10 protein-coding genes are annotated in these 19,467 nt (G+C 58.8%); 4 read left to right on the forward strand and 6 right to left on the reverse strand.

Annotated features, from left to right (window positions below):
* Positions 1–34: 34 nt before the first annotated feature.
* From IEY52_RS22700 to IEY52_RS22710, 3 genes are read left to right on the forward strand one after another with little or no spacing between them, the layout of a single operon-like run.
* Positions 35–2,785, forward strand: a complete 2,751-nt coding sequence (locus tag IEY52_RS22700; RefSeq protein ID WP_189007485.1) for an isopeptide-forming domain-containing fimbrial protein — start codon at positions 35–37, stop codon at positions 2,783–2,785.
* Positions 2,782–7,902, forward strand: a complete 5,121-nt coding sequence (locus tag IEY52_RS22705; RefSeq protein ID WP_189007488.1) for a hypothetical protein — start codon at positions 2,782–2,784, stop codon at positions 7,900–7,902. Before IEY52_RS22700 ends, IEY52_RS22705 begins: the two co-directional genes overlap by 4 nt.
* Entirely contained in the window at positions 7,902–12,836 is a 4,935-nt protein-coding gene (locus IEY52_RS22710) for a right-handed parallel beta-helix repeat-containing protein (RefSeq protein WP_189007491.1), read from the forward strand. The genes IEY52_RS22705 and IEY52_RS22710 overlap by 1 nt, the downstream gene beginning before the upstream one ends.
* 194 nt (positions 12,837–13,030) lie before the next feature.
* Here IEY52_RS22710 and IEY52_RS22715 read toward each other — a convergent pair whose 3' ends face one another.
* Positions 13,031–14,017, reverse strand: coding sequence for a PAS domain S-box protein (locus IEY52_RS22715; RefSeq protein ID WP_189007494.1), 987 nt, complete (start codon positions 14,015–14,017; stop codon positions 13,031–13,033).
* A gap of 113 nt (positions 14,018–14,130) precedes the next feature.
* On the opposite strand from IEY52_RS22715, the gene IEY52_RS22720 reads away from it, so the two are divergent.
* Positions 14,131–14,814: a response regulator transcription factor gene (locus IEY52_RS22720; protein WP_189007497.1), complete on the forward strand. Its 684-nt coding sequence runs from the start codon at positions 14,131–14,133 to the stop codon at positions 14,812–14,814.
* Between the two features lie 20 nt (positions 14,815–14,834).
* On the opposite strand, the gene IEY52_RS22725 is transcribed toward IEY52_RS22720, so the two are convergent.
* The 5 genes from IEY52_RS22725 to IEY52_RS22745 all read right to left on the reverse strand — a co-directional run bounded on the left by IEY52_RS22725 (position 14,835) and on the right by IEY52_RS22745 (position 19,418).
* Positions 14,835–15,578, reverse strand: coding sequence for an ImmA/IrrE family metallo-endopeptidase (locus tag IEY52_RS22725; protein ID WP_189007510.1), 744 nt, complete (start codon positions 15,576–15,578; stop codon positions 14,835–14,837).
* A complete protein-coding gene (locus tag IEY52_RS22730) occupies positions 15,579–17,012 on the reverse strand; it encodes an NAD(P)H-hydrate dehydratase (RefSeq protein WP_189007512.1) in 1,434 nt (477 codons plus the stop codon).
* A gap of 2 nt (positions 17,013–17,014) precedes the next feature.
* Complete coding sequence (locus tag IEY52_RS22735; protein WP_189007514.1) at positions 17,015–17,782, reverse strand: tetratricopeptide repeat protein; 768 nt, start codon at positions 17,780–17,782, stop codon at positions 17,015–17,017.
* A gap of 110 nt (positions 17,783–17,892) precedes the next feature.
* Positions 17,893–18,495 (reverse strand): FAD-binding oxidoreductase, encoded by a 603-nt coding sequence (locus IEY52_RS22740; protein ID WP_189007516.1) that lies wholly within the window; start codon positions 18,493–18,495, stop codon positions 17,893–17,895.
* 206 nt (positions 18,496–18,701) lie between these two features.
* Entirely contained in the window at positions 18,702–19,418 is a 717-nt protein-coding gene (locus tag IEY52_RS22745) for a hypothetical protein (protein WP_189007518.1), read from the reverse strand.
* Positions 19,419–19,467: the final 49 nt, after the last annotated feature.

Genomic DNA, 19,467 nt, shown 5'->3' on the forward strand with positions numbered 1-19,467 from the left:
AAGTGACGCCATTTTCAAAGAATCGAGGTTTCAGGTGAAAAACATTCTGCTCTCCACAATCTCCTTCCTGAGCCTCGGTTCTGCACTGGCGATCACCCCCTCCGGAACCACCCTGATCAACCAGGCCATTGTGGTCGGAGATGGCGAAACCACCCTCAGCAACGCAGTCAACACCATCATCACCGCAGTGTGCAAACCCACCCTGACTCCAGACGGCGACCTCAGCCATCCGGGTCAGGTGTTTGAAGTTCTGGCCGGCAGCAAAGTGGTGGTGCCCCTCACCCTGAGAAACAGTGGCAACGAGAACAGCACCTACGCCCTTTCCTGGGTGCAGTTCAACCCCACCTGGACCCCAGAAAACGTGAAGTTCTACCTGGATGTGAACGAAAACGGTCAGCTGGACAGCGCTGACATTGAGAAGAACAGCCATGATGTGAGCATGAATGATGCCGTCAGACTGCTGATGACCTTTTCGGTTCCCAAATCCGCCAGCAGCGACACTTTTCTGGACCCCTCCGCGAGCTGTGCGGATGGCAGCAAAGACGACAACAACGTCTTTCAGATCAAACTGAACACCCAGAGCAGCATGGCCCTCACCAAGACCATGACCCCTGCCCTGGTGAAAGCTGGAGAAACCGTCACGGTGAACCTCACCGTTAAAAACACCGGAAACACCTACCTGAAAGGGCTGGACATCGAGGACAACCTGAACCAGCTCTCTCTGGCAGGTTTCAGTTACGTTCCTGGCTCCCTGAAGGCCCTGACCAGCAACCCTGAAGTCAAGGAAACAGACGGGCAGATTTCCGCCACCCTGACCGAACTGGCCCCCATGGAGCAGGCCTCCCTGGAATTCCAGCTGAAAGCCGACGAACTGGCCCTGGCTGGCAGCCGCGAGAACATCGCGACTGCCACGGCAGACAGCCTGAACGATGCCCACCTGAGCGTGGAAGCCAAAGCCCAGACCGAAATTGCCGCCGAGTACGGTGTGGCCCTGGGTCCTGTGGGCGATCCCGAAGCCCCTGAAGGCTCTGCTTCAGACCGCCAGGAGCAGGAAATCAACACCCCTGATGCAGAGATGTGCTTCGAGCACACCCTGCTGAACCCCGCCAACAGCGACGACGATTACACCCTGAGCGCCGAACTGCCCAGCAGCAACTGGAAGGCTGTGTTCCTGGACCTTTTCCGCCTGCCCCTGGCCCAGCCCATCCACCTGAAAGCCCGTGAAGCCCTGACCTACTGGGTCTGCTACGAGCACACCGGAGACGCCACCAACACCACCGCCGATTTTGTGCTGACCGCCACCTCTGCCCACGGCCCTGTGAACCAGACCTGGGACACCGTCAAACTGAACCTGGTTTCCGGTGACCTGGTGGTGCTGACCAAGCGCATCAAGGATGCCAGAGGCACGGCTCCCCTGTTCGGTCCTTACCTGGCGGGCGAGAACGTCACCTACGTGCTGGAGTACAACAACACCACCGGAACCGACCTGCACAACGTTCGCATCTCTGACACATTGATCAGCGGTCTGGAGTTTGTAAGTGCCAGCGTGACCCCCAGCAGCAACACCAGCCTCCCTGAGAACCAGACTGCTCTGGCCTGGGACCTGGGCACCCTGCAACCCGGTAAAAACAACATTCAGATCACCGTCAAACTGAAGAACGACCTGGCAGATGGCAGCATCCTGCGCAACACCTTCGGTCTGACCAGCGATGAAATCAAGAACAAACTCTCCAACGAAGTGAAGCTGGGCGTGTGGTCCTCTGGCATCCTGTTTGCCAAGGCGGCCCTGCAGGACCAGGTGATGATCGGAGACCAGCTCGGCTGGAAACTGACCGCCACCAACAAGAGCACCACCGGCGACCTCTCCGAAGTGAAGATTGTGGACGACCTGCCCCGTGGCCTGAGCTACATCGCAGGAAGCACCAGAGTGAACGGCGTGGCCTTCAAAGACCCAGAAGTGCAAGGCCAGAAGCTCACCTGGACCGGCCTCCCCGGCATGAAATCTGGTGATGTCATGAACGTCACCTTCAACACCCGCGTGGGTCCCGACACTGCCGAGAAAATTGAGAACACCGCCCTGTTCACCGCCATGGGCATGAGCAGCACCCAGGCCACCGTGATCGCCATGAGTTCCACCGCGGTTGCCACCGCCAAAGTGGTGGGGGCCATGGCCAGACCCATCGCCACCCTGGTGGGCCGGGTGTACCTGGACAGCAACGACAACGGCACCTTTGAACCCGAAGTGGACAAACCCATCGAGAAAGCCCGTGTGATTCTGGCCGGAGGCCGCATGGTGCTCACCGACAAACTGGGACGCTACAGCTTTGATGGTCTGGAACCCGGAGTGTGGGCCGTGCGCCTCGATCCCAACTCGGTGACCTACGCCCCCAGAGCCACCCCCCAGGACGGCGGTCAGCGTGGCACCCAGTCTTCGATGATCTACGCCCTGGGCACCCTGGATTTCCCCCTGCTGGCCGCCAAAGCCAGAACCGAAGCCCTGCGTTCCACCCGCCTGAATTTTGGTCCCGTGTCGGTCAGCAAGACCGTGACCCGTGGCCAGGAAGGAAGATACACTGTGACACTGAAAGTGACTGCCAAGGATGCACTGGAAGACTTCCTGCTGGAAGACCTGCTGCCCAAAAACGCCCAGTTGCTGACCGGCCAGAACACCCTGACCGACCAGAACCTGAGCGCCGGTGAGCACACCCTGCAGTATGAATTCCTCTTAACAATGGCTGGCGAGAGCATCGTAACAGACCCTCAGGTATCGTGGAATGTGAAATGAAACGCCTGCTGACCTCTCTGACCTTCTTACTGACTTCCATGTCCTTTGCCGCTCGGGTTGTATTGCCCGAGTTTTCTTCTGGCGAAGCAAACTGGAGTGCAGATCAGGCGACGGTGGTGCTTGATCAGGATGGCACCGTCAAATTGCAAAGCAAGGGCCCTGAAGGACAGGCCCGTTTCGAGGGTCAGGCATTTGATCTGACCCCCCAATGGACAACTGTTTTTGATGGCCCCCTCAAACCGGGCAAACACCCCATTGAAGGCATTGCGCACAGCGGACAGTGGCGGGTTTCTCAGGGCCATGTGGTTTTCCCTGCCCTGACCTTTGCCCTGTCAAACGACCACTTCCAGCCGCTGATGCTGCTGGATGACCTGAAGACCATTGCCCACCTGAAACTTGAAGGCCTCTCTGGTGTGGACACCACCTTGCAGGTGACTGACAAGAACGGCAACACCCAGGTGCTGCAACTGCCCGTGGATTTGCCCCTCAACCCGGACAACGCCCCTTACCTGATTTCAGGCCGCCAGACCGAAGTGGACACGGATCCCAGTGTGCTGAAAGCCAGCCTGACCGGGGAAACCCTGGATCTGTATCCCATCACCAATGACACCCCCGCTTTTGTGAGCGTTGCAGCTTTCCTGTCTTTGCCCGATGAGCAGCGGGATGTGGGCGTGCAGGGCATCCTGAACGGCGAAAGCAAGTTGATTCCTGCCCACGGCGCTGTTTATCTGGTGAAAAAAGGACAGGTGGAGGTGAAGGTCCCAGCGCTTCCCGGCACCACCGTGAACGCGCCCGGAGCCGTCAGTGCGCAGGCAGGCGAAAACAAGATTGTGCAACTGGCCTTCGTGCCCCAGACCCATGTGACGCTGGAGGTGGAAAAAGACGCTGGCAGCCTGTCCGACACCTTTGTCTTCAAGGCCGTGGCCACCACCGACTTCGAGAGCCTGATCCCCGCCACCCTGTCCATCCAGTTGCCCGAGGGGTTCACCTCTCAGGATGCCCTGGAAGTCACCCGGCCCATCAGCAAAGGACGTGCTGCAGAACTGGTGGTGAATGCCAATGCCTCCAGATCTGGAGCCGCCACCGCCACTGCACAGCTCAGCCCTTTCAACCAGCAGGCCAGCAAGCAGGTCACGGTGTTCGACAGTTCCCTGATTCAGGTGGACGTGGTTCCATCCAGCCCTCTGGTGGACCCTGGCAGCGAAATGACCGTCAAGGTGACGGTGAAAAACGCAGGCACTGCACCCAGTGGCGAGATGACCCTGCAGGGCCTGACCGACACCGGCATCACTGCAGACAAACTGGATGAAAAGCTGTCTCTGAACGCTGGAGAAAGCAAAACCTTCATGGTGCCCGTGAAAGTGCACAGCGATGCTCCTGGTCGGGTGATGTACCGCACGCTGCTGAAAAGCAGCAACGGAGACAGCCGCACCGAAACGGTGATTGGCATCAACCAGCCCAACCTGGAAATGGATGTTTCTGGCATCCAGTCTCCAGCGCTCCCCGGAGAACAGCAAACCATCCGGGTCAGCCTGAAGAACACTGGAACCCGCACCGCACACTACACCCTGAAAAACGACCTGGGGGATTTTTTGAAGCCCCTCTCCGAGGTGGATTTCAGTGGAACCCTGGAACCCGGTCAGGAAACCTCGCATGTGTTTCTGGCCGAGGTGGCGTACGGGGCTGCTGCCACCGGTGCCCTCAGAAGCGTCCTGACCAGTGAAGCTGGAGAACAGGTGCAGAGTGTGCCTGTCACCCGCGCCCTGATTGATTTCAAGCTGGAATTGAGCAAAGACAACATCAAGATGGGAGAGCACGCCACCTACACCCTCACCATCAAAAACCCCCTGCCCAGACCGCTGTCTTTCCGTCTGGAAGGCAAGCACGCCGACACCGTGAAGCTGTCTGAAGAAGAAACCCAGCTGGTCAACCTGGAGTCTTTCGAGGAAGGCACCCTGGAATTCGATGCCCTGTTCACCAAACCAGGCAGCACCAGCCAGACTTTCACGGCGTTCATGGGGGACACCGTTGTGGCCACTCCAGTGGAACTCACCACCGAGATTGCCAACGTGTACACCCTCACCCGCGAGAGTGACTTTCAACTGCCTTTCAGCCAGAACAGCACCGCGAAGGAACTGGTTCTGGCCCATACCCTCCCTGAAGGCAGCGAATACGTGGCGGGCAGCAGCACCCTGAACGGTGAAACCCTGCCCGATCCGCTGATTGGAAATGACGGGGTGCTGTACTGGAAAGTGCAGGCCGTGCAAAACGGCACCCTGGGATACCGCGTCGTCCACCAGAAACCCCTGGATGGGGTGGCAGAACCTGCAGTGGTGGCCCTGGTGGACAACCGGGAACCTGAAGTGCTCACCGGGGTGTTTCACCTCGCAGATTACCAGTACGCCAAACCCATTCTGGCCCGCACCGAAAATGCCGGAGCCATCAAATTGCCCCTGGCTGGAACGGTGTTCCGCAACCGGGACCGCATCTCGGTGAAAATCCAGTTGCCTGCAGACAGCAGCGAAACCCTGCTGGTCAACGGTGAACCCGTGGATGAATCCACCATCGGCCTCAGAAGCCTGGACCCGGATCTGGGCATCTCCACCTTCGAATACATCGGGCTTCCACTGAAAAAAGGCAAAAACACCCTCACCATCGGGCAGGAGCAGATTGAAGTGTTCCTGGCCAGCGCTCCGGTCAAACTGACCGTTGAGCCTGTGCAGAACCTGGCAGATGGCGTGACCCCCATCCGCATGAAGGTGGTGGCCCGCGACGCAAACGGCCTCCCCAGCGGTGAAGGCTTTGTGGATGTGCTGACCAGCCTGGAACCCAACCAGCCCGACGTGAACCCCTTTGAAGGCGGTTACCAGATCCGCATGGTGGACGGCGAGGCCCTGCTGGAACTGCGTCCCACCACCAGCACCCGCCCCCTGAACCTGACCCTCAAGATGGACCAGCTCAACCAGATGCTGGAAGTGCCCCTGCAATTCAGCACCCGTCAGGTGGGGGTGGGGCTGGCCAGCATCACCGCGCACCTCTTCCCTTTCAATGTGCAGGGCAAAGGCGCTGCCTACCTGGAAACCCCTCTGGGAGATGGGCAACTGCAACTGGCCATCAACAGCAGCGGTCTGGAAAAAACCACCACCCCACAGAACTTTGCCCTGCGTGGCGACTCCAGCATCGAAGACCAGCCCCTGTACGGAGACACCCCGGTGGCTTTCCAGTACGACCATCCCGATTTCAAACTGGCTTACCGGGAAGGCCCAGTGCCCGTGGACGCCCTGCCCATTCCGCAGAACCACGTGTACCTGAGTGGCCAGACCGCTGACATGAGCAAAGACACCCCCCAGGTGGACCAGCTCTCTGGTTTTGTGGGCCTGATGCCCAGCCACACCCGCAACTTCACCATCATTCCGGTGGGTTCCAGAACCTACGCCCTGCCCGACGGCCAGATCAACACCTCCAGCGAACGCGTGGAGATGATCACCACCGTTCAGGGGGAAGACATCATCAAGGTGCTGACTTACGGCATCGATTACGTGATGGACTACACCCACGGCATCATCGAATTCGGGCAGCCCCTGACCGGACTGGACCAGGACCTCAACCATGTGCGCATCCGGGTCACCTACACCATCGAGGGCGACACCGCAGAGTTTGCCGCCTGGGGAGCACAGGTCAGCAGCAAAACCGACAGCAGCGAATTGAAACTTGCTGCAGTGCGCCTGCCCGAGAGCACCACCGCCACCGTGGTCTTCACCACCAAAACCGACACCTCCAAAGTGGATTTCCAGGCCAGCACCGACCTCAAAGGCTACCGCTCTGAAGCCAGTGCCAGCATCAACAGCCAGCCCTGGAACGTCTCCCTCAAAGGGGGCGTGCAAAGCAAAGGCTACCAGGGGCTGGACAAACAGCAAGACGGCATGCACCTGAACCTGCAAGCCAGCTACCGTTTTGATCCGCACTGGGCGTGGCTGGGTCAGGCCGACTACGACACCTTCAGTGGCGTGGACAATGCCAGCGTCAGAACCGGGGTGCAGTACAGTGAGGAGCCTTTCAGCGCCTCGGTGCGGCTGGGCAGAAGCTTTGGGGAGAAGAACACCTACAGTGTTTTCCTGGGCGCAGCTTACGAGCAGGACCCCTGGAAAGTGTCTCTGGACCAGCAGATCAACCTGGCCTCCAGTGTCCCCAACATCACCACCTTCAAGGCCTCCTACCAGATCGACCAGAACACCAGTGCGGTTTTCAGAGATGAGTACACCTGGGGCGGCAACAACACCGCCTTCATCGGGATGGAGAGCAGCCTGGGGAACACCAATTACAGCATTGGCTATGAGCTGCCCAACAGCTCTGGAGAAGGCAACCGTGCCCGCCTGAGTGCCAACACCACCTACCAGCTCGATGACCGCTGGAGTGTGGACCTCAAAGGAAATGCAGCAGACGACCTGGCAAAAGACCAGCTCACCTTCGGGGCAGGCAGCACCCTCAAGTACAGCGTGAAAAACTTCAACAGCACCCTGGGTCTGGATTACGCCAACTCTGGAAGCAGCAGCAAGTTCTCCTTGCGGGCCACCGCCACCGGAAGACTGGACGACCAGTGGACCCTGGGGTTCGATGGCCTCAAAGAGTTCGGCAACGATGGACTGGGCACCCGCCTGAATGTGAATTTTGCAGGCCGCATGAACAGCGCTTCCCTGCTGGGGGCACTGAATTACTCGGATGGCACCCTGGCCCGTGGCAATGCCCAGTTTGGGGCGCACATTGCAGGCAACTACGTGCAGCCCTCCTACCAGATCCGTGGACAGCTGGACGCACGCTACCTGCTGGATGATGCAGACGCTTTTACCGTGCAGGGCCTGGTGGGTGCCAACTGGTACATCACCGACTGGCTGGCTCTGGGGGCCGTGGTGCGCTACCTGGACCAGCCCTTCAACAACACCCAGGCTTTCGGGTATGGCATTGAAGGCAGCGTGAACGTGTGGAATGGGGTGTGGGCCACAATCGGCTACAATCCCCAGGGCTTTACTGGAATTGCCCCCATCGACAGTCAGGCAGGATTTTACTTCAGACTGGACTTCCTGCTGGATGAAAACAGCTTCAAATCAGAGGACAAATGATGCGCAGATTCCTTCTTCCCTTATTGCTGCTGCTGGCCCTGGTGTTGCAGGTTGCCAATGCCCAGGTGATCCGCAGCTTCACGCCCCGCTACAACGCCACCGACACCGGGAACATCCAGGTGATCGGCAACACCCTGATGACCTGTTCAACGGCTGCCGGGGCCACGGGTCAGGCCACCTGTGCTGCTGCCCTGACCCGCTCGGCTGCCGTTCTGGCAGACAACAACAACAACAACCACGGCAGTGCTTATGTGGACGTGGATGCCACCGACACCCCTGCCTTTAACAACTCCTCCACGGCCACCCTGACCCTGCCCACCAACGCCACCGTGCTGTGGGCCGGGATTTACTGGTCTGCCCGTGACAGCGTCACCACCGACAGCACCGACCGCCGACAGGTCCGTTTCAAACCTCCTGGGGGGAGTTACAGCACCCTGACCTCAGCCCAGACGGACGCCACTGGCGCAGACTACCAGTCGTTTGCCGATGTCACCACCCAGCTCAGAACCTACGGCTCAGGCACCTACACGGTGGGTGGGGTGCGGGCCAGTGTGGGCAACACCACCACCAACACCTACGCCGTGTGGGGTCTGGTGGTGGTGTACCGTGACCCGGCACAGCTGCAACCCCGCAACCTCACTGTTTTTGACGGTTACGTGAACATCAACAACAGCACCTCCACCATTTCGGTGACGGGCTTCACCACCCCCCTGCAGGGCACCGTCAACACCGAAGTGGGCGTGATGGCCTACGAAGGGGATTATGGTCTCACCGGGGACACCCTGAGCCTGAGCAACGACAACACCACCTTCACGGTGCTCTCCGATGCCCAGAACCCCTCTGACAACTCCTTCAACAGCACCATCAGCCGCGGTGGGGTCACCTTCAGTGCCAAGAACCCCAATTACCTGAACAACCTGGGGGTGGATGTGGATTTCTTCACCATGTCTGGCACCGGCAACCCCATCAAAAACGGCAACCGAACAGCTTACCTGAAATTCACCAGCTCAGGAGACCAGTACTTCCCTGGGGTGGTGACCTTCTCGACGGACATCTACCAGCCTGACATGAAGACCACCAAAGGGGTGATTGATGTCAACGGAGGGGTGATCACCGCCAGCGATCAGCTGGAATACGTGATCAACCTGAAAAACGAAGGGCTGGGTCAGGCCACCAACGTCACCCTCTCAGATGCCATCCCGGACAACACCGTCTATGTGCCGGGCAGCCTGAAGATCGATGGTGTGACCGTCACCGATGCCAACGCAGACGATCGGGGCGAATATGGGGCTTTCTGCAACAGCGCCAACTGCATCCGGGTCAGGTCCGGGACCGGGGCCAACAGCAGCATCGGGGGAACTTTCAACCAGAACGACACCACCGAAATCCGCTTCAGGGTGACCATTGGAGCAGGGGTTGCCATCGGAACCTACATCTACAACCGGGCCACCATCGATTACAACACCCTGATCAGCAACCAGAGCTACTCCATTGCTTCGGGCAGTGCCTCGGTGGTGGTGCAGGTGGGTGGAGGTCTGTCTTACGAACTTTCAGGCAAGGTCTTCACCGACATGAATTACGGCGGAGGGGCCGGACGCAACACCACCGTCGGGGGCATCTCTGGTCGCGGCAATGCCCGCATTGAAGTCTACGACAGTTCCGGGAACTTCGTATCTTCCACCACCACCAGTGGTGCCGGAGATTACTTCATCAGTGTGCCAGCAGGGACATACACGTTCAGGTGTGTCAGCAGCACCGTCACCAGTCCACGCAGTGGTTATGTGTCTGGACTCCTGCCCGTGCAGACCTACCGCACCAACGCCTCTGGCACCACGGTCACGGCAGTCACCAACAAGGTAGGCGGCGAAGACCCCAGCAAGGTGGACGCACCCAGCAACACCACCAGTGCCACCCTGGCCAGCCTGACCACCAGCACCCAGACCGCCCAGTCGGTGGCCACGGTGACCGTCACCAACTACACCATCCAGAACATCGACTTCGGGTACAACTTCGACACCATTGTGAACACCAATGCTTCGGGTCAGGGTTCACTGGCCCAGTTCATCACCAACTCCAACGCCCTGGGCGATGAAAGCAGCCTGGCCCAGGTCGGAAACCGCCTGAGCAGCGCTGGAGTGACGGAATCCCTGCCTGCAGGGGTGGAAAACAGCATCTTCATGATTCCCGCTGCACAGCTCACCAGTGGGGTGGGCGTGATCAACCTGACCGCCGCCCAGACCATGAGCGGTCCCAGCACCTCACTGGACGCCACCACCCAGACCATCAACATCGGGAACACCAACAGTGTGTCTCTGGGCACCGGAGGCACCGTGGGCAGCACCAGCGTGACCTTCAACCAGATTCCTGGCCCAGAGGTCAGAATTTCTGGGGCCAGAAGCCTGAACTCCGGTCTGATTGTGACCGGAACCAGCAACCAGATCCGTGGCCTTGCGCTTTATGGCTTTGGAGCCGGAGACAGCACCACCCCCAACGGTGCATTGCAGATCAATGCAGCCTCTGCAACAGTGCAATTGAACGTGTTTGGCAGCCCTGCTGTTGGGCTTTCTGACCCTGGCGTGGGTTCCCGCACCGTTTCTGCCCTGCTGGGAGCGAACAATGCCACAGGCCTCAGTGTGGTCAACAACCTGTTTGCCTACTCTGGCGGATACAGCATCTATCTGAACGGAACTTCTGCAGGAACGTTCACCGGAAATGAAATCCAGAACAGCAACATCGAATTCCCTGCAGTTCCTGCAGTCCGGCAGGCAGGCAGTGGAGTCATCACTTTCAGCCAGAACCGGGTGGCCAGCAACCACGGGTCAGGTGTGGGGATTCTGTCGGGCACTGCCACCCTTTCCCAGAACACCATCACCAACAACGTGCAGGACCAGACCGGCATTCTGGCCGGGGTGCGCCTGCTTTCCAGCGGCAACACCCTCTCTCAGAACCTGATCACCAACAACCTGGGCACCGGGGTGCTCATTGCGGGTGGGGTCAGCAACAACACCCTGACCCAGAACCTGATCTACGACAACAGCAACCTGGGCATCGACCTGAGGTTTGACAGCACCAACCAATCCATCGGCGATGGGGTCACACCCAACGACAGCATCTACACTGCCGCCGCAGGCAACCAGGCCATCGACTACCCCACCCTCACCTACGCAGTGCTGACCGGAACCAGTCTGGAAATCAAAGGGCAGGTGGGCAAGGCTGCCACCCCTGTATCTGGGACCTTCACCATTGAAGCCTTCCTGACCGACAACAGCCCAGCCAACCAGAACGGTGCCATTGAGGTCGGAGACGGCCTCTCGGTGGGCCACGGTGAGGCCTCCAAATACCTGGGCACCTGCACCACCGCCTCCAACGGCACCTTCAATTGCTTCTTCACGGTGTCTGGTGTGACTGTTGCAGACAGCGTGACCCTCACCACCACCCTGGCGACTTACGGCACCTCGGAATTCAGTGCCAACCAGCAGATCATTGCCGGACGCACCCTCTCGGGCGGCGTGTACGAAGACGTGGACACCAACCGCGTCAAGACCAACCCGGAAAACTGGGCCAGCGGCAGCACCGTTTATGTGAACCTGCTGCAGAACAGCGCCGTCTACAAGACCTTCACGGTCAATGCAGGCACGGGACTGTACAGCTTCACCGCCCTGCCCCCCGGAAGCTACACCGTGATTGTGACCAGCAGTGCAGCAGGCACCAGTCCTGTGGTTCCCTCTGGCTTCATCACCGTCAGCCCCAACCCTTCCAGCGTGGCCGCCACCATCAACGGGGCAGACGTCACCGATGTGAACTTCGGGTTCTTCAAGGGCATCCGCTTCTCAGGAACCGTGTTCCGCGACGATGGCAGAACTGCAGGAACCGCCAACAATGCCATCCAGGACGGGCAGGAGTTGGGCATGAGCGGCATCAAAGTGACCGCCACCAGCGGCAGCAACACCAAAGACGTGCTGACCGATGCCACCGGAAAATACATCCTGTACCTGGGCACCGCCTATGCAGGCACCGCCGTCACCATCAGCCACCCAGAACGACCTGCCACCGGAACCAACCTGGCAAATGCCTCGGTGTCCCTGGCCAGCAGTTTCTCGGATGCCAACGCCTCCAGACGCACCCTGACCCTTGCTCTGGGGAACGCCCAGGACAGCCTGAATTTCGGGGTGGTGCGCTCAAGCGTTCTGAAAACCAACCAGAGCCAGCAGGCCTTCAGCCCCAGCACCATCGAATACCTGCACGAATACCAGCCCGGCACCCTCGGGACTGTGACCTTCAGCATGACCGGAGCCCTCAAGTACCAGTTCTACCCTGACCTCAACTGCGACGGCACCGTGTCTGCCGCAGAGAAAAACGTGGCCGTGAGCCTGCTCACTGTGAACGCCACCTGGCCCAGAGACACAGACGGCAGCCTGTCCAGTTGCCCCATCCTGGTGCGGGTGCTGGTTCCCTCCAACCTGCCCGCAGGCACCAAGGACGCTGCAGACTTCAAAGCCAGCCTGCTGTGGACCGGCCCTTCCGTCACTGATCTGGTGACCGTGAAAGACACCACCACCATCCAGAGCGCAACTGGCGGTCAGCTGAAACTCACCAAAGAGGTGCGCAACGTCACCACAGGCGGCTCTTTCAGCAGCACCGCCCCGGCCACCGTGGGGCAGGTTCTGGAATACCGCATCAGCTACACCAACCTGGGCCTCGCCAACGTCTCACAGGTGATCCTGTCTGACCCGGTGCCCAACGAAACCAAAGTGGTCGCAGATGTCTTCGGCACCGCAGAAGTTCGCGTTTTCTGCCCCACCGGCACCAGTTTCGATCTGGCTGCAGAAAACGCCACCACCATCACCGTCAACCTGAACTTCATCTGCGGAGGTGGAACGGTGGTCAAACCCAGCCAGTCTGGATACTTCCTGTACCGGGTGCAGGTGCAGTAGATCCCCCTGTAAACGCACGGTCCCCCTTTCAGCGAAGGGGGACTTTTTGCTGGGTTCTGGGGTGGGCGTTTGGGGGCACTGAGGGTTTAAATCCCCCTGCCTGTCGCTGACGGGGGACAGCGCCAAACGAAGTGAAGCGCAGGGGGATCTGGCCCCCAGCAACCTCAGACGCCCACCCAAAAAAGACGGGGATCTTACCTCTGCACCACCCCGAGAATCCTGTTGTGGTCGTGCTGGTCCAGACGGCCTTTGAACAGCAGGCTGGCGTTCACAAAACCGGTCAGGTGCACTTCCAGGTCTTCTGGTTTGAGGGAGTCCTGGCAACGGCTGATCCAGTTCAGGAAAGCCTCGTACTGTTCGGCGCTGAGGTCCTGCTGCAGGGAACGGAAACGCATGGTGCCTTTCCAGTGGCTGACCAGTTCCCGCACGCTTTTGGAGAAGGTGATGGTGTGGGCCTGCAGGTCAATCAGGAAGGTGGCGATGCGGGCGGTTTTCTGGGCTTCTTCCAGGTCGTAATTGAGTTTTTCCAGGTGGTCGCGGTACTGGATGCTTTCGGTCTGGTCCTGAATCTGGGCCACCAGGAAACGGGGGGTGCCGTCCCTGCGCCAGATCAGGGAGACATTCAGCTGTGCCCACAGCACTTTTCCTTCACGGGTGATGTAGCGTTTGAGCAGCTGGTAGGTCTCGATTTTGCGGTCCAGCAGGAGTTGCAGGTAATTGAGGTCTTCTTTGACATCCTCGGGGTGGGTGACCTCCTGGAAGGACATGTTCAGCAGTTCATCGCGGGAGTATTTCAGGAGGTCGCAGAGGGCATCGTTGACCTGCAGCCACTTCCCATCAATGCCCACCAGGGCCATCCCAATGGAAGAGTATTTGAACACCGAATAAAAAACATTGTCGGTGGCGTGTTCCAGAGGGGCATCTGGAACATCGTGGTACACCAGCACATTGAAGCCCTGCCCTCCCAGTTCACGCAGGATTTGCAGTCGGTATTCGTTCAGGCGCAGGAAATTGTTCTGCTGTTCATCAGCCAGTTGCAGGTTGTCGCTGGCATACTGCAGGGCGGCAAAAACCTCCTCTCTGGGTTCGGTGAACCAGGAGGTGTGCTTGAGGCTGCCATCGTTTTGAAGTCGGAAAATGCAGAGCAGGTGCACTTCGCCCGAACTGACTGTGCTTGTCATGTTCTTTATCATACCCAAAGTGCCTTCAGTGGCTGTGTTCTGCATCAGGAGATTCCCTGAAGGCCACAGAACCGACAGAAAAATGTTCGCAATTTGCATATAATCGTTGCAACATGTCCTCTTCCCATCGGTCCCAACCGAGAATCCTGATTGTTGAAGACAGCCTGGTGCAGTCTTCCATGATGCAGTCTTACCTGAAAGGTCAGGAGTACCAGGTCATGGCTGCCCACACTGGCAAATCTGCCCTGGAGCAGGTTTCCCAGGCCGATCTGGTGATCCTGGATGTGATTTTGCCTGACATGAGCGGTTATGAGGTGCTCACCCACATCCGGGAGAACCATTTGCGGGCCAAGGTGATCATGCTCAGCACCTTATCAGATACGCCTTTCAAGGTGCGCGGTTTGAAAAGCGGCGCAGATGACTACCTGGGCAAACCCTTCGACCTGACCGAACTGGAAGCCCGCATTCAGGCCCTGCTGCGGCAGAACTTCAATCCGCTGGAATCCACCACGGGGTCCCTGAGGATCAGCAAGGTGGATCAGTGCGTTTACATTGCCCAGAAGAAAATTGACCTCTCCAAGCAGGAAACCGAACTGCTCTGGTACATGGCAGAACACCCAGAAAAGTCACACTCCCGTCAGGAGTTGCTGGACAACGTCTGGAGCTCAGATTTTCAGGGTGGAGAACGCATCATCGATGTGATGGTGGTTTCCCTGCGCAAGAAACTGGGCAACAAGGTGATCCAGACTGTTCGCGGCGTGGGTTACCAGTTGCACCCTGAAGAAGCTGGAAAGTAAACCTGTTTCCCTGGAAAAAGTCAGCGTGTCCTGAACACCCCAACGACCCGGTGCTTCTCCGGGTAGGTGGTGAGGTGGGCAGGCATTTTTTTGCCGCTGGCAAACGGAACGTAGCTGTCTTCATCCAGCGGGAGGCGGGTGTCGAAACTGACCTGCACCGCATGGTCCTGTGGCAGCACCTGCCCGAGGGTCAGGGTGTATTTGAACAGGGCATTCTGGGCTGTGAAGTTCACAATCAATGGTTTTTGCGGTGCTGCAGGCTGGAAAAGCACAATCAAAGCAGGCGTCTGGGCATGTTCTGCAATGGCCACCATGGCACTGCGCAAGCTGATCTGGGCTTTGCGGCTGAGGTCCATCACGGCCTGCGCACTGATTCCGTGCCGATCTGTGACCTCTTTCAGAACCTCTGGCTCGATCAGGATGTTCGCTGCACCCCAGTCGCAGAGTTTCTCGATGACCACTTCCAGACCGTCCCCTTCAAAGTCTTCGTGGATGTCACTGAGGAGTTCGTCGTCGTCCAGCAACAGGGCATGGGCGATTTCATGGGCCAGGGTGAACTTCTGGCGGTTGAGGTCGCGGGTGGGGTTGATGATGATGGCCTTGTGCACCGGATCATAGGCACCATCCCGCTCTCCGAGGTCCATGAACACCAGTCTGGCTCCGGCAGCCTCTCCCAGGCTGTACAGATCCCTGGCCTGATGGGTGCGGGCAAAATCCAGGGCGAGTTCACGCATGCGGTCTTTGTGCTGGGGTTTGGGGTCCATTCAATCTCCGTGGATGAGGGTGTGCCAGGCCGTTCCGAGGTGCCGGGACACATCGCTGGCCTGCAGGCCATAATGGTGGTGTTTGAAGCAGAGGTCTCCGGCCAGACCGTGCAGATAAACACCACTGAGGGCAGCATGTTTGGCACTGAGGCCCTGTCCCAGCAAACTGGCAATGATGCCTGCCAGGGTGTCTCCCATGCCTGCGGAGGCCATGCCGGGGTTGCCGGTGGTGTTGACCCAGGTGGTCTGTTTGGTGGCGGTGACGGTGGGACCACCTTTCAGGACCACCACCCCTCCATACTGCTTCTGCAGGGCTTTCACAGTTGTGAGAGGATCTGCAAGCACTTCTGCTGTGTCTGTTTCCAGCATGCGGGCAGCCTCTCCGGGGTGCGGGGTGAACACCGCCCATTCATGGCCTTTGCCGCGCAGGGAGGTTTGCAGGGCATCTGCATCTATGACGGTGGGAATGTGTTTTTTCAAAACCCAGTCTGCCACTTCAGCCGCCTGCTCTCCCAGACCCATCCCGAGGGCCACTGCCCCTTTGAAAGGCAGGTTTTGCACCTCCTGCCAGTCTTTCAGGGCATGGCCAATGGCTTCCAGCGGAGCGCCATCAATGGGCACAATGCTGGAATACCGCACCAGACCACTTCCGGTGCGCAGCGCAGCCAGGGCAGTGAGGGCCACACATCCCGTCATGCCTGACTTTCCTCCCAGCACCCACACTTCCCCGGCGCTGCCTTTGTGCGCACTCTGGTTGCGTCTGGGAAGCCATTGCCGCACTTCGTAGGCTTCCATGGTGTGGGTGCTGGTGAACTGGTGGGTGTACTGACCGGGCACCCCGATGGACAGCAGTTCCACCTCTCCGGCCCATTCGCTGGCCGGTTCAAAAAGGTGGCAGGGCTTGAAGCCCCCCAGGGCCAGGGTGCGGGTGGCCCGGACCGCCAGTTCAGGCAGCACGGGCACATCGGCCTGCACCCCACTGGGCAAATCAATGCTCAGCACAGGTTTTCTGGAGGCGTTCAGGAGTTCAATCCAGGAGGCGTACTCCAGGCTGAGCGGGGGGCGAAACCCGGTGCCCAGCAACCCTTCCAGCACCACGTCCACCTGGGGCAAATTGAGGCGCAACTGCTCGTTGTTCAGGGGCGTGGTGTGCGCAAAAACCTGCAATTTCTGCAGGCTGTCCGGGTGGGCCTCCGGGTGAACCAGCACCCGGATCTCATGGCCAAGGGTGAGCAGGTGACGGGCGGCCACCAGTGCATCTGCCCCATTGAATCCTTTCCCGGCCACCACCAGCACCCGTGCCTGAGCATGGGAGCGGTGCAGCGCTTCGGCCACACTGCGGCCTGCATTCTCCACCGTGACTTCCAGCAGCCCTTTTTCGGCCAGGGTCTGGTCCAGTTTTTTGATCTGTCGGGAGGTGAGAATCAATGCCATGTTTACCTCGAAAGCACAAACCAGAGCACCAGCAGCACCAGCACCACATAAAAAGCAATGGCCCCCAGCCGCAGGTTCATGCTTTGCTGGCGACCTTCCTCACGGGCCTGTTGCAGGAGGGCGCGCTGTTCCAGACGCTGGCTTTTCTTGAGGGACTGTATGGAAGCCCCGTACCGCTTCTGTTTCCTGAGCAGCACCGCCAGGTTGTTGTGGGCCAGCGGATACTCGGGGTTGATCTCCAGGGCTTTGCGGTAATGGGCTTCTGCTTCCTTGTTGTTTCCTGCTTCCAGGGCAATGTTTCCCAGGTTGCTGATGGCCCGGTAATGGCGGGGGTCGGCCTGCACCGCCGCTTCAAACAGGCTGCGGGCCTGCACCGGATCTTTCAGGCGCACCTGCAAAACCCCCAGTCGGTTCAGGGCTTCTGCGCGCACGTAAGGGGTGTCCAGAGCAGTCTGCAACTGTGCTTTCAGGGCTTCTGGATCGCGGGTGTCTTGCTTTTCGGTTTGTTGCAGGTTCTCGATGCCAAGCCTGAGCTCCTCTGGAGACAGGAATTCCCGGAGGGGCTCCAGTGCTCTGGTCTGTTGCAAAGCCTTTGAGAACTGCCGGGAACGCACATCGCCCAGCAGGGCAACCATGGCCTGCACGGCAGCCAGCAGCTCTGGATGGTACTCCCCCACCAGTTCCAGAGCCTGGATGCGGGCCTCGGCCTGCTCGAAGTTGCCTGCTTGAATGGACTCCCGCCAGCTCAGCGGGGTCTTGCTGTCAGTCATGACAGGTATTGTATAGCTTTCAGCCCTCAGCTGTCAGCGATCAGCAAGCAGTTTACAAGGTCTATTTTCAAACAGAGCTGAAGGGATTGGAAGCAGCCTGGGAGGGGTGCTCAGGCCTGACTTTTCAGTTTCAGTGCGTCCAGCACCCTGAGGGTCAGGTCGTTCTGAACGGGTTGCAAGCCCAGGGGCCCCCGCACGTCTTCGGTGGGCACATCGGTGCAGTAAACCACCTGCTCAAAACCTGCAGGGACGTCCTGATCACCTTCCACCTGATCGCCTTCCACATAAGTGTGTTGCATGGTTTTCCAGGCGTAGGCCCAGCCTTGCTGTTTCAGTTCTGCAAAGCTGACCTGGGCCGTGGTGCGGTACAGTTTGCTGGTGGGTTCAGGCCTGAGGCGCAAGTTGGCACTCTGGAACGCCTGTTTTCCACTGCCAATCACCAGACGGGTCAGGTCGTATCCGCTGACGTTTTTCACCACGATGCCCCCGGTTTCCACAGCCCCCACTTCACTGAGGTAGGTCAGGCCCAGCACCTCATGGCGGAAAGGGTTGGCATTCAGTTCTCCAAAGCCTCCTCTGGCCAGACATTCGCCCAGGGTCAGGTTGACTTTTGCTGCCCGCAGGCGCACCCCTTCAGGCAGGTGCTGGTGAATGTCTTGCAGGTTCTCTGTGGCATTGACCACAAGCAGGAGGTCTTCGAGTTCCAGTTTCATGGCTTCAATCATAACACTTTGATCTGGCAGCAGCAGGGTTTGTTTAGGGTGCAGGTGAGGGCTTTTGGGTTTTTCAACTGGATTTTAGATCTGATGTTGATTCGCTCTGATGGCGGCTGGAAAACGTTCAGAAGCCCTGCACAGTCAGCCAGCAAAAATCCCCCTTTTTCACAAGGGGGACAGCACCAGCGAAGTGAGAGTGAGGGTCAACGCAATGAAGCCAGCAGGGATTTGGCTTCTGCCAGATCACGTTTGGCCCAGAAATCGGTGGGCTCCATTTTGACAGCAGCTTCCAGCACAGCAATGGCTTCCTGTCTGCTCCTGGCTTTGCTGCGGCGGTTGCCGTCTTTCAACAGGGCCTTGGCAAACTCCAGGCGGTGAATGATCTCCGTGGGTTCCAGTTGAATGCCTTTTTGCATGTTGGGGCGCACATTGTCAAAATCTGCACCGAGGGGTCCAGAAACCAGCACACCCTTGGAGGCAATTTCAGCATTCCAGACGGCCAGTGCCACATAAGGTCCGGCCATTTTGGGGTCCAGCTTGATGGCGGTTTCCAGTTCGCGTTTGACTTCTGGGGCAATGGGAAGGCTTTCCAGAATGCCCACAAACTGGGCTTTGCGTCCCAGGGCACGGGCCAGTTCGAAGTGGGCCAGCGCACTGTTTTTGTCCAGTTCCAGGGCTTTGCGGGCGTAATCTTCGGCTTTTTCGTAGATGGCCCGTTTTTCGCTGTCTGGCACCAATGCACCACCGTAACTGGTGGCACGGGCAGCGTAAGCGTAAGCTTCTGCACTGCCCAGGGTCAGGGCCAGGGTCACGGCCCCTTTGGTGTCGCCTTTTTCGATGAGGGTGTTGACATCTTTGGGGGTGGCCGCAAAAGCCAGAGAGCCAAGGGTGAGTGCAAGGGTCACCAGGATTGAGCGCATGTGTTCCTCCATATTTTTGAACTTGGTATAGATTGTAGCAGAAAAACAG

Origin of the sequence: Deinococcus roseus, from assembly GCF_014646895.1 — a bacterium.
Classification (GTDB): Bacteria; Deinococcota; Deinococci; order Deinococcales; family Deinococcaceae; genus Deinococcus_C; species Deinococcus_C roseus.

What these genes read in the sequence shown, in the direction of transcription:
- IEY52_RS22740 (WP_189007516.1), bottom strand. Translation starts at nt 18,495, where the DNA reads ATGAAACTGGAACTCGAAGACCTCCTGCTTGTGGTCAATGCCACAGAG.
- IEY52_RS22745 (WP_189007518.1), bottom strand. Translation starts at nt 19,418, where the DNA reads ATGCGCTCAATCCTGGTGACCCTTGCACTCACCCTTGGCTCTCTGGCT.
- IEY52_RS22715 (WP_189007494.1), bottom strand. Translation starts at nt 14,017, where the DNA reads ATGACAAGCACAGTCAGTTCGGGCGAAGTGCACCTGCTCTGCATTTTC.
- IEY52_RS22735 (WP_189007514.1), bottom strand. Translation starts at nt 17,782, where the DNA reads ATGACTGACAGCAAGACCCCGCTGAGCTGGCGGGAGTCCATTCAAGCA.
- IEY52_RS22725 (WP_189007510.1), bottom strand. Translation starts at nt 15,578, where the DNA reads ATGGACCCCAAACCCCAGCACAAAGACCGCATGCGTGAACTCGCCCTG.
- IEY52_RS22720 (WP_189007497.1), top strand. Translation starts at nt 14,131, where the DNA reads ATGTCCTCTTCCCATCGGTCCCAACCGAGAATCCTGATTGTTGAAGAC.
- IEY52_RS22710 (WP_189007491.1), top strand. Translation starts at nt 7,902, where the DNA reads ATGCGCAGATTCCTTCTTCCCTTATTGCTGCTGCTGGCCCTGGTGTTG.
- IEY52_RS22730 (WP_189007512.1), bottom strand. Translation starts at nt 17,012, where the DNA reads ATGGCATTGATTCTCACCTCCCGACAGATCAAAAAACTGGACCAGACC.
- IEY52_RS22705 (WP_189007488.1), top strand. Translation starts at nt 2,782, where the DNA reads ATGAAACGCCTGCTGACCTCTCTGACCTTCTTACTGACTTCCATGTCC.